Consider the following 12,593-nt stretch of genomic DNA (forward strand, 5'->3'; position numbering starts at 1 on the left):
GATTAAATGAGATTTTGCTTCGCAAAACTCAGGCATGAAAGTCTAACCCGGATATACAGCGAGATCAGGGGGTGAATGCGATGCGACGAAGCGGATGGATTGCGGCGGGCGGTCTTGTATTTCTTGGGCTGTTGTGTCTGATTACAGTGGGTAGCGCATGGAACAGAAATCCGATGGGATGGATGATGTTCTCGATGCCCTTGGCGATGACACTGTTTCTCATCGTGCTGATGCTCCTCGTCGTTGTTCTGGGAACGACCGTATACCGTCTCATGGCTCGGAGTGCACGGGAGGTTTTGCGCTGCAAGGCTTGCGGACGCAAACTCGAACCATCGTGGCGTCTGTGTCCATACTGTGGAGAACGTTCCCCCACTTCAGGCGATCATTCGCGGCGCTTCGACGCCGATTAGCTCAATCTGCGAGTCTTCGTTCTGATCGGGCCATCGCATCAGTTTGTTATTTTACGCCCAAGGCATGCCACTTACGGAAGGCTACAAGAGCCCACACGGTTTCCACGGCTCCGAATGGCCATGTCCCGGCAAGCCATCCATACGTTGCCGACCCCAAACAGGATATCGCAAACGCAAATGTAAACCATCTCGACCGTGATTCCAAGGCATAGAAAATCATCATCAACGTGACAACCGTTGCTCCAAAAACAGTTAGCATATAGCTGCTCCCCTATCCCAAAAAATCGCCGCAGGCGAATTTTCATCCCTGTTGTTGTTGGCGCGCAAGCGTTGAGATTTTGCTTCGCAAAACTCAGGCATGAAAGTCTATCCTGACAAGCACTCACTGTACTTGCTGCGCCTCACCGAGGCGCATTTTAATCACAGCCTCAGGTATCGGCAACGCCGCGAGCCGCCTGAATGGCTTCCCAGCCTTCTTTGACCACGAAGTACAACAGGGCCAAGGCGGAGACGCCGTCCACCCACCACCAGCCGAACAAGGCAGTCAGTGTGACACCCGCAAGCACTGTCCACGCCATATAGGCGCACACCATACTGCATGAGCCATCGGCCCGTAGTGCCTTACTCCCGATTTCACTGCCAATCCGCTTCTTCGCCCGGGCCACCACAGGCATGAGCAGCGCGGAGGCGACCGAAAGTGCAATCCCCAGTACACTGGTGTCAGCCCCGCTGTGAACCCACAGTTCATGGACCGCTGCCGCCGCGATGTATAAGGCCAGCAGAAGAAGCGCCGATCCTACAACCCACGATGCGGTGCGCTCCGCCTGTTGCACACGCGCCAGACTGGCGCCGCTCGCTTCCACATACAGCCGCCACAGCAGGACGCCTCCCGCGATCAGCTCGATCACGCTGTCAGCCCCAAATGCCGTGAGTGCCAGAGAGTGCGCGGCAATTCCCGCTCCGATCGCAACTGCAGCCTCAATCATCATCCAAAGGATGCTGACAACTTCAATGGTTATTCCTTTTCTAACCTGTATAGCTTGAACTGTCAACCATATCGCCCCCAAGCAATTCCTGCACCGAACCGAATACCATTGCGCAGTTTTCTCTCAACTTGTAAAAAACCAGTTTCCCTTCACGCCTGTAAGTTGCCAATCCCGTATTCTTGAGAACCCGCAAATGGTGCGAAGCGTTCTGCACGCTTGTATCCAATAAAACTGCCACTTCACACACACACATCTCTTCCTCTGCCAATGCAAAAGCGACTCGTAGGCGGTTTGCGTCGGCCAGTGCTTTGAACACAGTGAGCATTTGCTCTGTTTGATCCAGCAAAGGCCGAATTCGTTCCACTTTCGACATGTCCACACATTCGATTTGACACATGTCCCATTTTGGCATGCATACACCCTCATTCAAATGTTTGTTTGAATATAGTGTATGCATTTTGAATTCATGACGCAAGACAAAATGACAAGCAGAATGCTGCCCGTTTTTGGTTATGATCTATCCGGCTGCGAAAATGAAATGGATAGGGTACATGGGAAACGCCCGGTTGCCGTGTACACGATCCCTCAACACGAATAGGAAAAAGCCGCCTGGCTTCCGGTTGCAAAGGCGAGCGGCTACTGATGGGGTTTGTGCTGCAGTCAGAGTGCAGAGTGAGCAAATCGATATAACTGGTTTAGCGTGAGATATCCGCATTTTGTTGGAGCCACTCCACAAGCAAAGAAGAGGCAATTCAGCAATGGCGGCTCAGCCGATTCCGCACGGCCATTGCCGCACAGCCATTGCTACGCGTCTGTCACTGCATCACTTTGTCCGTCAGTCTTCTTTTTGCGTTCCGCGAGCCATAACCAGAGGCCGGCGATGAGGCCCGCCGCGACCATGGGGATGGCCGTCCACTGCGCCGCATCCCAGTGAAATAGAAAACGCGGACTGTCTCCCCGCAACATCTCAAGAAAGAAGCGGACGATATTGTAGCTGATCATGTAGTAGACAAACAGCCAGCCAACTGGCCAGTGCCGCAACTTCAGGATCATCAGGATACCGAGCAGTATGATGTCTGCCTGCCCTTCCCAGAGCATCGCCGGCCACAGTGGATGATTGCCGTACTGCAGGCGAGCCAGCGTGCCGACCGGGTAGAGTACGCCAAAATTGCTGCCCGTGGGCGAACCGTACGCGCTGCCGTTCATAAAGTCCGCATCGCGACCGATGCTCTGCGCCAGCAGCAACCCCGGTGCGGACATGTCCGCCAGTGCCCAGAAGGGGATCTTTTTGATCCGGGCATAAATGAATCCGGTGATGATCGCTCCGACTACGCCGCCCTGAATGGACAGCCCGCCATGCCAAACCGCAATGATCTGGCCTGGATGTTGGGAGTAGAACGACCAGTCAAAGAAGAATACTTGCCAAATCCGCGCGCCAATGACGCCGCCAAAAAAGAGGATCGGTCCCAGGTCGAGCCAGGCGGGAATGTATTTGGCCTTATTTTCAACTTTGGCGAGGTAGATGGTGAACCCCAGACCCAGCAGAAAGGCCAGCAAGAACAGGGTGCTGTATGACCGGACGGGAAACGATCCGATATGAAACCAGTATTTGTGCAACGCCAATCCTCCTTGTGAATCTTGTCGGCAACGTTCTACAACGTTGCCGATCCTGAATGGTTCCTGCACGATCCAGTCTTCACGGCCTGCGGCTGACGCCAAAACTAGCGGGTCGTCGCGGCAAGGCCCAGCTTGGTCCACTCTTCGTAACCGCCAAGCATGTTTTGCACCTGTTCAAACCCGTGCGCCTGCAGGATGCTCGCCGCAATCGCTGAGCGTCCGCCCGTGCGACACTGCACGAGCACCGGCTTATCCTTCGGCAGCTCCTGCACGCGATTCACGAGGTGGCCCAGCATAATGTGGGTGGCTTGAGGAATATGCCCCTCCGACCACTCTGTGGCATTGCGAACGTCCAGCAGGAATACTTCGCCGCGATCGATGCGGCGCGCCGCATCCTCAGGCTCCACCTCCGCATAGCTCGTCACAAGCGATCCGCCTGCGGCCGCCGCCGTGTGCACGCCGGTTCCCATCGTGGCCTCCACGTTATCGAGCCCGATCGACTGCAGTTCCTTTGTGATCGCTTCGACATCGCCCTTTGCGCACAGCAGATAGATCGGCCGATCGTAGTCGAGCAGCCAGCCAGCCCATGTCACGAATGATTTATGGTACGGAATGTTGAGCACGCCGGCCAGATGGCTCTTCGCGAATGCAGAGGCTGCGCGCGTATCGACGACGCTTCCTTTGTCGAGCCACTGCCGCACGGTCTCCGGCGACTCTTCGGCCCGCTGCGGTGCTGCAACCATCGATAACAGTTGCGGACCCTCTTTGTTCAACTTCTTCATCATCGCAAAATAACGTGGCGGTTCCGGCTGCCCCTCGAGCAATGCTTCGACAAACGCTTCCTCGTCGTTGTAGGCGAGCGCCCAGTTCACCATTTTTTCATAACCGACCGTGGATGACGGGATGGCGCCGAGTGCTTTCCCGCACGCACTGCCTGCGCCATGGGCGGGCCACAATTGCAGGAAATCAGGAAGCTTCTTGAACCGTTGCAGGGAGGCAAACATCTTGCGCGCCATGATGTCAGAAGAACCGTGGACGCCCGCCGCCTTCTCCAGGAGATCCGGGCGCCCCACATCGCCCACGAACACGAAATCCCCTGAAAACAACCCCATCGGAGCGGATGCCTTTGCGCCGCCGTCCGTGACCAGAAGCGCAATGTGTTCCGGCGTGTGGCCAGGGGTGTGCATGACTTCAAACTTGATATTGCCAATGTTGAATGTGTCGCCGTCATGCACCGGATGTGACGAATACTGGTCCAGGAACTGATATGTCCAGTCAGGTTCGCCCTCCGCCGAGAGATAGAGCATCGCGCCCGTTCGCGCCGCGAGTTCCCGGGCGCCGGACAGGAAATCAGCATGAATATGCGTCTCTGTGACGCCCACGATGCGCACGCCCTCCGCCTCCGCTGTCTGCAGATAGGCGGAGATGTCGCGGGAGGGATCGATCACGATCGCTTCTCCGGTCGCCTGGCATCCGACGAGATAGGACGCCTGCGCCAGTTCGTCGTCGTAAAAGTATTTCAGCAACAATGACAACAACCCCTCTCAATAGTCACAGCAGTAATCGTCGCATCAGTAACCAATGATCTCTTCTTCCCACATCATTCTGCCCCATGGCGGCTTCTTTGTTCACAGCTTCGGCCAGCGACAGTTACCCTCAGTTTGTTGGGGCTGCAGTTGAGTCTAGCAGCAATACCCTCCTCACGGATGTCATCGTATCGTGGATATGTGAAGAAAGTATGGAGGGCAAGCACTGGCAGGCCGCCATCACGGAACCGGCGTGCTCTGTTCTGAAACGCAGACCACACAGTCCAGCGCGCCGTGTTCGTATGAGAAATAGGCCGTGCAAGTCCGAACCCCTTACGACATAGCGTAATGAATGGGGGTGAGTTCGTGTTCTGGATTGCACTGCTGGCTTTGGGAATGGGAATGAATACTCATCTGCGTATGTGCAGACATGGCATGGTACATCCACATCACGCGCGGCATGTGGATATGATGATGTCCATGGCCATTCCGTTTACAGCGGAAGTGGGCTATGGAGACGATGTCTGGAAATGAAATCCTGGCTATCCTTGTTGCAACGGCAGGGTCGCTTATTCTTTTATCCGGAGTGCGTCAGGTATTCAGCGTAACTGAAATTGGAGAATGGATCGTATCGTCCTTGATGAGTGCAGGAATGGGGGCGATGATGGTGGGCATGTCCGATGTCGCGGTTGTTACCACCGTTTTGATTGGAATCGCTGTCGCCTGCGGAGTCGTGGGACTGTTGCCCACTGCAACCCAGCATTCACGCTTCAGATCCTCTGGAAAATCCCGTTCTTAGACGGCATGCGCCGACACTCTGCGCTACAGCCAACAGGTGAGCCAAATAGGCGGGATCATGGCAATGACGGTAATGATGGGCATCCTGACCGCCGTCAACCAGATGACACTGTTGTCTAATGGCTGATCGGCCTGTACCACCGCATGCGGCGCCTGTCAGACTGTATGCAGGATCTGTTGCCAGAGTGACTGCAATCTTACTTCTGCTGTCTGTAACCACTCACCTCCGTAATCGACAATGGCCAGACGCAGTTCAACGGGAATCTGACGGCCGTTCGGAACTGTTTCAGTCGTTTTAGCCAGCGGCGGTGTTTGCGGAAATGCGCCTGTTTGTGGAATGACCGATACATCCAGGGAGTCGTAGCAAAGCTGTGGGAAGAGGACGCACCACCAGTTGTGCCCGCGACCTTTCCCCAGTACGATGCGCAATGCCTCATACGTACCCGCAGGATAGATCTGATTTCCATAAAACTTTTCGGGAAAGTGTGTGGGTCCAAATGCAGTTGTCGCTTTGTAGAACACGCCTTGCTGTGCGAGCGCCTCATTGGCCAACTGGTTGACGATGGGCGCGTTACGCCGCAGAATCGCAGAGGTTTCACCATGGGAACTGTCCTTGGGAAGGCGCGGACTGAGAAAAGCCAGAATGTGATCGCGAACGATTAATTTGATTCGCTGATCTCGCGGGCTGTTACTGTTGGTGATGATTCGTAATCGGATAGCGTCGGCCGGAATCGGCGGTAGATTCGAAGAGACCAGAGAGGAGAAGGGGGCGAGCATCGAGCCGGAAACCAGGTGCAGCAAGCCAAATAACAAGACAGCTCCTCCTGCAACTCCCAGCCATCGTTTCATCTGTTTCCACCTCCTCTCCGTGGCCGATTCGCCTTGACAGGAGGCAGTATGGACAATCTATGATCCAGCTAAACCCCTCACTATGGATGATGGAGAGATATCGAATTCTGCAACCATTCTTCACAGGATCCTGATAGTATGCAATCAAGCCGACCGCGCACGGATTAGACAGAATATCTTGCCTGTACTTCAAGCACTCAATCAGATTGGGCGAGACACGCATGATACGATTGGTGTATGATAGGGCTGTGGACAATATATGAATATATGCTCATATAGGGGTGTTGTGAAATGGTCACTCGCTTGGATGACCCTTGCTGTGGCGGTTTGCATCCGGACGCGGTTGCGGATGTCCGATCGGGTCAATTATCGGAACCGCTTGTGCTCAGTCTGTCAGAGGCGTTCAAGGCTCTGGCCGATCCAACCCGAATTCGTATGCTGCATTGTTTGCTGCAGCGGGAATTGTGTGTATGCGATCTGGCCGAAGTGCTCGGCATGACACAGTCGGCGGTGTCTCACCAACTGCGGTATTTGCGGACACTGCGCATCGTGAAGAACCGGCGGGAGGGGAATACGATCTACTACACGTGCGACGATGCGCATATTGCGGGTCTTCTACAGATGGGCATCGACCACGCCATGCATGGCGAAGCGAATGAAGGAGGAGCCTGATGGAAGGAAATGAGCAACAGGGACATCGGCAGGATTGCTCCCATGGACATGACAGTCACGGACATGGCAGCCACGATCACGATCACGGTGGTGTGTTTCATTCGCATGCGCCTGTTGGCAAGATGAAAACAGCGTTTCTGTTGACGTTGTTCATTCTTGTGGTGGAGTTCACCGGTGGGTTGCTGTCACACAGCCTAGCGCTCCTGTCGGACGCAGGCCACGTGCTGACGGATATTGCCGCCATTGGCCTTTCCTGGTACGCCCTGCGACAGGCCGAAAAACCGTCTGATGAACGCATGACGTTTGGTTACTACCGTTCGGGTATATTGGCAGCGCTGGTCAATGGGATGTCGCTGATGCTGATCACCCTCTGGATTCTCTGGGAAGCATCCCAACGCTTTCAGCACCCGCAACCTGTGCAGAGCGCCTGGATGTTTGTGAGCGCAGGCGTCGGTCTGGCGTTGAATCTCTATCTGGGCCTGGGGATGCGCGGGGATACCAACATCAACGTAAAGAGCGCCGTCATGCACATGCTCGGAGATGCGGCGGCCTCGGCCGGCGTGATCGTTGGCGGACTTGTGATGCTGGCCACGAAGTGGTATGTGGTCGATCCCATCCTCAGCGTGTTGATTGCCGCGCTGATCGCCTTTGGAGCCTGGCGAATCGTCAGGCAGACTGTGGTCGTTCTCATGGAGGGCGTCCCGCAAGGCGTATCATTTCAGTCAGTGGTGGCGGAAATCAAGGCTGTGGCAGGCGTTCAGGATGTCCACGACGTGCACATGTGGTGTATTTCGAGCGGACGCAACGCCCTGTCGTGTCATCTGGTGCTGGATGGGGTGCTTACGATTCGCGAGTGTCAATGCATCCTGCGGAATCTGGAGCACCGTCTGGCCCATCTTGGAATCGGGCACGTCACCATTCAGATGGAAGACGCCGACCATCCACACGGGCAGTCGGAACTTTGCGCCGCCACGGAACCCGTTCATGAGCACTAGCCGTGTGCAGGTTCGGTGACCCGACTATATCATTCGTCAGGGAGGTGGATTTCTTGTCAGTGCAAAGAGCAGCAGTGCGAAAGGGAATCCAGATCGAGCAGATCTCCATAGCGTGGATGGTCGTGGAAGCCGGTGTGGCGCTCTGGGCCGGACTGCAGGCACACTCGATCGTGCTCATCGCGTTTGGGGCAGACAGCATTATCGAACTGATCGCGGGTTTTGTACTGTTATGGCGACTCGGGCTCGAAGCGCGCGGCGCAAGCCTTGAGCGCGTGCAGCGTGCTGAGCGGTCGGCCGCCTGGATCGTTGGCGGCGCTCTGTTTTTATTGGCGGTCTACATTCTGGTGTCGGCGGGGCACGCCCTGTGGACGCACAGTGGAGCGGATGCGAGTCTGCCCGGATTGGGGCTTTCATTAGCTTCCGGATTATTGATGCCGTTTCTCGCGTCTGCGAAAAAGCGCATCGGCGCAGAGATCGGCAGTCAGGCCTTGAAGGCGGACGGCGCCTGCAGCATCGTCTGTGCGTATATGGCCTGGACGGTATTGGCTGGGGTATTGCTTACGGCATGGTTCGGATGGTGGTGGGCGGATTCAGTGGCCGCCTTGGCGCTTGTGTACTTCGTGATCAAGGAAGGGCTGGAAGCGATCCGTGAAGCGCAGGGGAAAGAGGACACCTGAAGCTGTCAGTAAGACAGAGCCTCGGTGAGACTCACACTGCCTTGGGGCGCTACTTTGCCGCGAATGCCACTCAGATCCATTCACTGCGAAAATATCACCGAACAATCCTCATGGTGGACGGATCTCTTCATGCCACTTCATTGGCGGGATTGTATCGGGGAAATGTGACCTTGGTCTTCATACTTTCTTCACACTTTGGGAGCACACTGGCAATAGTTTAACTGCTGAAACGATGCTCTGAGGGGGGACGTTTGATGAACTGGTCGTTATTGCTGCTGTTACTATGTCCGCTGACGATGGTTTTCTGCATGGGGAGTCTGTTCCGTTCTCCGAAGAAGCAGGCGCAGGTCGAGTCTTCAGTCAATGTGGTTCCTGTTTCGCAAGACGAGTTGAAGACGCTGCAACTGCAGGTGGCGGATCTCATGATCGAAAATCACGAACTCAAAGCGCAGGTGCAGCGACAGCAAGCGTCCCTGGTGCACCAAGACGGGTCTGCTGACGGGATGCATAAAGAGATTCGCATGGCGTGATACGGGGAGGTTATTGATGCACCATGATGGTCTCCGCTTGGACACCTTCTTTTCTGTCGATGCCTAAGTGGTTGTTTCATGGCGACGGTTAACATAGAGCGAATCGAAATAAACCTGGAATCGCTGAATCTTCGTGGCGCAAAGATGGACTTCCATCACGCTCGATTCATCCTACGACAAGCCCGCTGCGTCAGACGATTTGCTGTGCATTACGATACGGGTGCATTGACACAATCTGTTGTGCTTCGCGACATCCCGATCTTCTCGGAGATCAGACCCCCGTGTAAAGGGTGAAACGAGAATGAACATGGTTCCCGTCATTGATCCAGCGGTCGTGCGGACATTTCACGCCCTGCTGTTTCAGTGGATCCTATATGTAGTTCTGGGCATCGCCTGTCTGCTGTTTGGGCGGTGGCTGTTGACGGTTCTTGGGGAGCATGATCCTGAGCCAGCCCTGTCATTCGCGGGCATTCGCCATCCCTCGCTGGGATTGCGCCGCTTTTTGTTTCACAGGGTCGGGTCCACACCGAAGGAACGCTTGGTATTATGGTGGGGGCTGGGACTTCTCTGGATCCTCGACGGTATCTTACAGGCGCAGCCCGCCATCCCGAATAACGGGTTTGTTCAGGATGTGCTGGCCCCTGCGGTGGCGGGGCAACCAGGGTGGTTCATCTCTATACTGGGCTGGAATATTCAGTTCTGGACGGATTACCCGATTGGCGCCGATGTCTTTGCCGTATTGATCGAGATGGGGATTGGCGTCTGCCTGATCGTTGGAATGGATCGATTTGCAGGGCGATTGGCCCTATGGACATCCATCGTATGGGGTATGGGCATCTGGATATTTGGCGAAGGCATGGGAGGCATATTGACGGGCAGCGCCACCTGGCTCGCAGGGTCTCCGGGGTCTATCGTGTTTTACATATGGGGCGCCGTTTTTCTGCTGCTTCCTGAACTGTGGTGGGAGAACGGACGGATCGCCAGAACGGCGCGGCAAGGCATTGGGCTGTTCTGGCTCCTGGCTGCGTTGGCCCAGGCTTGGCCCGGTGCGAGGTACTGGAGCGGCAGTTCTCTATACTCCCTCTTTTTTGCATCTGCCAACATGCCGCAACCGGCCGTCCTGGCAAGCCCTATGTACGCGATGGCCGCCGCAGTGCAGATTCATCCGTTCTTTTGGAATTTTGCGTTTGTGACTGTCATGGTGGTGCTGGGACTCGCGTATCTGTCGAACCAAATCAATCGCTGGACAGTGGGTCTGACCATGCTGTGGCTTTTCTTCACGTGGTGGATGGGGCAGGATTTCGGTGTGATGGGGGGCATCGGCACGGATCCAAACAGCGCCCCTGTCTTGGCTCTGTTAACCGTATCGGTGTGGAGAATGCGTGGGAAACGGCTTGGCATAGCGACGGGTGATTCATTGGGTGGTGCACATACTTTCTTCACATCTGCGAGGTAAGATGTTTGTACGACAGGCAAAGGAGCGTGGGAATATGGGATGCTGTGGCGGAGGTTTTTCGCGGAGAAATTTCACTCAGCAAGCGACGCAGCAAGCGCCGTCTGCACCGGTGCGGCAGGAGTCTTCACTGGAAGCTTTGAAAACGCGTCTGGCTCGCGGGGAGATCACGATCGACGAGTATCAGCAACTCAGGAGCGTATTGCTGCAAGATGAACCTGCCTGGGCGTAGTGGTCCTTTTGTTCGAAAACGCACCATGTCACCGCAACGCAGGTTCCTCTTTTGAGGGCCTGTGTTGCGGGTTTTCGCGAACAGGGAAGTCTATTCACATCCCGATTCTGTATGATCCCAACCATCAATTGGGTGACCGCTATCTGGTGCACAACGTGCCAGGGGGCACGGTTAATGTATTAACCAGCACAGCACGAAAGCTTCGACACATCCTTATCGAACGTCAGCGTCGCCAGTTTGAGGCCTTCCGCCATCGTCAAATATGGTGCTAGCGTCGACCGGAGATCCTCAATGGTGAGACCAAATTTAACCGCAAGGACACCGGCATAAATGACATCGCCAGCGTTTTCCGCTATCACATGGGCGCCAAGAATCTTTCGGGTGTTCGCATCTGCCACCAGTTTGAATACCCCTGTCGTTTCCCGGTTCACGAGCGCCCGTGGCACTGCATCGAGTGGCAGAACCGACGTAATTACTTCATGCCCGTTGGATTTGGCCTGTGCTTCCGTCAATCCAACGGTGGCAATGGCGGGGTTGGTAAACGTTACGCCCGGTACAACTGCGAGATCGACTTTTTGGTTCCCGCCGCCCACTGCATTCTCAGCGACGACCCATCCCTCATACGCTGCAACGTAAACAAACTGTGGCCCCATCGTCACGTCACCGGCTGCATACACATTCGGATTCGTTGTCCGTAGATACTCATCCACCGCGACCTCGCCACGATCGCCGAGCTTTACCTGCGCTGCGGCAAGGTTCAGGGCTTCCGTGTTTGGCTTGCGGCCCGTTGCGACCAGCAGCCCTTCCGCTTCGACCACTTGCTCGCGCCCATCCACGGTGACGTAAATCCGCTTGATGTTCCCATCCTGTTCAACCCGATTGAATGTGGCGCCTGTGATAATGTGCATGCCCTGCTCAGTCAGCGCCTGTGTGACCGTTTCAGAGATCTCCGGGTCGTACGACTTCAGTACCCGGGCACTCCGCTGCATCAGGGTCACCTCGGCGCCCAGGTTGTGGAACATCTGCCCGAGTTCCATCGCAATGTACCCGGAACCGATCACCGCAAAGCGCCTTGGGAGCTTCTTGAGTTCGAGCGCCGTTGTGCTGACAAGGTAGCCGACATCTTTGAGTCCTGGGATGTTTGGAACCGCCGGCGATGCACCCGTTGAAATCAAGAAATTCCGGGCGCTGATTGGTCGGCCATTCACTTCAACAGTTGCGGGGTCCACAAAACGAGCCTCTCCCTGAATCAAGTCAAAACCGTATTCATCAATGAGATCGATGTACTTATGTTGACGAAGTTCACCGACCAGTTCATTCTTGCGGTCGACAAGTTGACCCAAATCCACAGGCCCAGCGGATGTATTGAGGCCTTGGAACGGGTTGTGTGCCGCCAGGTGATTGATTTCACCCGCTCGGAGCATGGTCTTCGAAGGAACGCACCCGATGTTGACACAGGTGCCGCCAATCGTTCCACGCTCGACCATGGCGACCTTCGCACCGTACGACACGGCTTGGATGGCAGCGGAGAAGGCGGAACCGCCCGAACCGATGATGAGCAGATCATAGTCGTAATTGCCGCCCTTGTTTGAGATGCTGCTCTGCCGGCGTTCGCTTAGGAGTGTGGCATCCCCTGGCTGATATCCTGTGTCCGCAATGGCCTCCTTGGCGGCATCTAAACGATTGAGATCGGCCAACTGAAAAATGGCCTCATTCCGGCGGAAATTTACTGATATATTTTCTGCACCGACACTTTGCAGTGCGTGCGTGACATGCGCTTCACAGTCTGTGCAGGTCATGCCTCGCACGGTCAACCGAATTTGTTTTTTGCTCTGTTCCGTCATACCG

General features: G+C 55.4%; 15 protein-coding genes. 8 read left to right on the top strand and 7 right to left on the bottom strand.

The features are described from left to right. The first annotated feature begins 80 nt into the window (after positions 1 to 80). A complete protein-coding gene (locus M4I36_RS04580; protein WP_258110527.1) occupies positions 81 to 410 on the top strand; it encodes a zinc ribbon domain-containing protein in 330 nt (109 codons plus the stop codon). Between the two features lie 46 nt (positions 411 to 456). Here M4I36_RS04580 and M4I36_RS04585 read toward each other — a convergent pair whose 3' ends face one another. The 5 genes from M4I36_RS04585 to M4I36_RS04605 form a co-directional block, all read right to left on the bottom strand. Beyond that, complete coding sequence (locus tag M4I36_RS04585) at positions 457 to 669, bottom strand: hypothetical protein (RefSeq protein WP_258110528.1); 213 nt, start codon at positions 667 to 669, stop codon at positions 457 to 459. Positions 670 to 838: 169 nt separating this feature from the next. Beyond that, the gene (locus tag M4I36_RS04590; RefSeq protein WP_258110529.1) at positions 839 to 1,462 is read right to left on the bottom strand and encodes a cation efflux transmembrane domain-containing protein; all 624 of its coding nucleotides are present in this window, start codon (positions 1,460 to 1,462) and stop codon (positions 839 to 841) included. Beyond that, positions 1,437 to 1,808 (bottom strand): ArsR/SmtB family transcription factor, encoded by a 372-nt coding sequence (locus M4I36_RS04595; RefSeq protein ID WP_258110530.1) that lies wholly within the window; start codon positions 1,806 to 1,808, stop codon positions 1,437 to 1,439. Before M4I36_RS04595 ends, M4I36_RS04590 begins: the two co-directional genes overlap by 26 nt. A gap of 392 nt (positions 1,809 to 2,200) precedes the next feature. Beyond that, positions 2,201 to 3,013 (bottom strand): prolipoprotein diacylglyceryl transferase, encoded by an 813-nt coding sequence (gene lgt / locus M4I36_RS04600; RefSeq protein WP_258110531.1) that lies wholly within the window; start codon positions 3,011 to 3,013, stop codon positions 2,201 to 2,203. Positions 3,014 to 3,117: 104 nt separating this feature from the next. Then, positions 3,118 to 4,542 (bottom strand): MBL fold metallo-hydrolase, encoded by a 1,425-nt coding sequence (locus M4I36_RS04605; protein WP_258110532.1) that lies wholly within the window; start codon positions 4,540 to 4,542, stop codon positions 3,118 to 3,120. 363 nt (positions 4,543 to 4,905) lie between these two features. On the opposite strand from M4I36_RS04605, the gene M4I36_RS04610 reads away from it, so the two are divergent. Beyond that, on the top strand, positions 4,906 to 5,073 hold the full coding sequence (locus M4I36_RS04610) for a hypothetical protein (RefSeq protein ID WP_258110534.1): 168 nt from the start codon (positions 4,906 to 4,908) through the stop codon (positions 5,071 to 5,073). A gap of 420 nt (positions 5,074 to 5,493) precedes the next feature. Here M4I36_RS04610 and M4I36_RS04615 read toward each other — a convergent pair whose 3' ends face one another. Beyond that, complete coding sequence (locus tag M4I36_RS04615) at positions 5,494 to 6,186, bottom strand: stage II sporulation protein R (RefSeq protein ID WP_258110535.1); 693 nt, start codon at positions 6,184 to 6,186, stop codon at positions 5,494 to 5,496. A 291-nt stretch (positions 6,187 to 6,477) separates the two neighbouring features. Here M4I36_RS04615 and M4I36_RS04620 point away from each other — a divergent pair, with 291 nt between their 5' ends. From M4I36_RS04620 to M4I36_RS16790, 6 genes are all read left to right on the top strand, one after another. Continuing rightward, positions 6,478 to 6,858, top strand: a complete 381-nt coding sequence (locus M4I36_RS04620; RefSeq protein ID WP_258110536.1) for an ArsR/SmtB family transcription factor — start codon at positions 6,478 to 6,480, stop codon at positions 6,856 to 6,858. Then, complete coding sequence (locus M4I36_RS04625) at positions 6,858 to 7,853, top strand: cation diffusion facilitator family transporter (protein ID WP_258110537.1); 996 nt, start codon at positions 6,858 to 6,860, stop codon at positions 7,851 to 7,853. The genes M4I36_RS04620 and M4I36_RS04625 overlap by 1 nt, the downstream gene beginning before the upstream one ends. A gap of 59 nt (positions 7,854 to 7,912) precedes the next feature. Continuing rightward, entirely contained in the window at positions 7,913 to 8,530 is a 618-nt protein-coding gene (locus tag M4I36_RS04630) for a cation efflux transmembrane domain-containing protein (RefSeq protein ID WP_258110816.1), read from the top strand. 254 nt (positions 8,531 to 8,784) lie between these two features. Further along, on the top strand, positions 8,785 to 9,060 hold the full coding sequence (locus M4I36_RS04635) for a hypothetical protein (RefSeq protein WP_258110538.1): 276 nt from the start codon (positions 8,785 to 8,787) through the stop codon (positions 9,058 to 9,060). 301 nt (positions 9,061 to 9,361) lie between these two features. Beyond that, the gene (locus M4I36_RS04640) at positions 9,362 to 10,516 is read left to right on the top strand and encodes a hypothetical protein (protein WP_258110540.1); all 1,155 of its coding nucleotides are present in this window, start codon (positions 9,362 to 9,364) and stop codon (positions 10,514 to 10,516) included. Positions 10,517 to 10,550: 34 nt separating this feature from the next. Further along, positions 10,551 to 10,745, top strand: a complete 195-nt coding sequence (locus M4I36_RS16790) for an SHOCT domain-containing protein (protein WP_374985457.1) — start codon at positions 10,551 to 10,553, stop codon at positions 10,743 to 10,745. A 179-nt stretch (positions 10,746 to 10,924) separates the two neighbouring features. Here M4I36_RS16790 and merA read toward each other — a convergent pair whose 3' ends face one another. Further along, entirely contained in the window at positions 10,925 to 12,589 is a 1,665-nt protein-coding gene (gene merA / locus M4I36_RS04645; RefSeq protein WP_258110541.1) for a mercury(II) reductase, read from the bottom strand. Positions 12,590 to 12,593: the final 4 nt, after the last annotated feature.

The sequence above is a fragment of the Alicyclobacillus sp. SP_1 genome (assembly GCF_024706985.1).
Classification (GTDB): domain Bacteria; phylum Bacillota; class Bacilli; order Alicyclobacillales; family Alicyclobacillaceae; genus Alicyclobacillus_I.

Excerpts from the sequence above, each read along its gene's own strand:
- M4I36_RS04580 (WP_258110527.1), top strand. The coding sequence starts at position 81 with ATGCGACGAAGCGGATGGATTGCGGCGGGCGGTCTTGTATTTCTTGGG.
- M4I36_RS04585 (WP_258110528.1), bottom strand. The coding sequence starts at position 669 with ATGCTAACTGTTTTTGGAGCAACGGTTGTCACGTTGATGATGATTTTC.
- M4I36_RS04595 (WP_258110530.1), bottom strand. The coding sequence starts at position 1,808 with ATGCCAAAATGGGACATGTGTCAAATCGAATGTGTGGACATGTCGAAA.
- M4I36_RS04615 (WP_258110535.1), bottom strand. The coding sequence starts at position 6,186 with ATGAAACGATGGCTGGGAGTTGCAGGAGGAGCTGTCTTGTTATTTGGC.
- M4I36_RS04620 (WP_258110536.1), top strand. The coding sequence starts at position 6,478 with ATGGTCACTCGCTTGGATGACCCTTGCTGTGGCGGTTTGCATCCGGAC.
- M4I36_RS04625 (WP_258110537.1), top strand. The coding sequence starts at position 6,858 with ATGGAAGGAAATGAGCAACAGGGACATCGGCAGGATTGCTCCCATGGA.
- M4I36_RS04635 (WP_258110538.1), top strand. The coding sequence starts at position 8,785 with ATGAACTGGTCGTTATTGCTGCTGTTACTATGTCCGCTGACGATGGTT.
- M4I36_RS04640 (WP_258110540.1), top strand. The coding sequence starts at position 9,362 with ATGAACATGGTTCCCGTCATTGATCCAGCGGTCGTGCGGACATTTCAC.
- M4I36_RS16790 (WP_374985457.1), top strand. The coding sequence starts at position 10,551 with ATGGGATGCTGTGGCGGAGGTTTTTCGCGGAGAAATTTCACTCAGCAA.
- merA (WP_258110541.1), bottom strand. The coding sequence starts at position 12,589 with ATGACGGAACAGAGCAAAAAACAAATTCGGTTGACCGTGCGAGGCATG.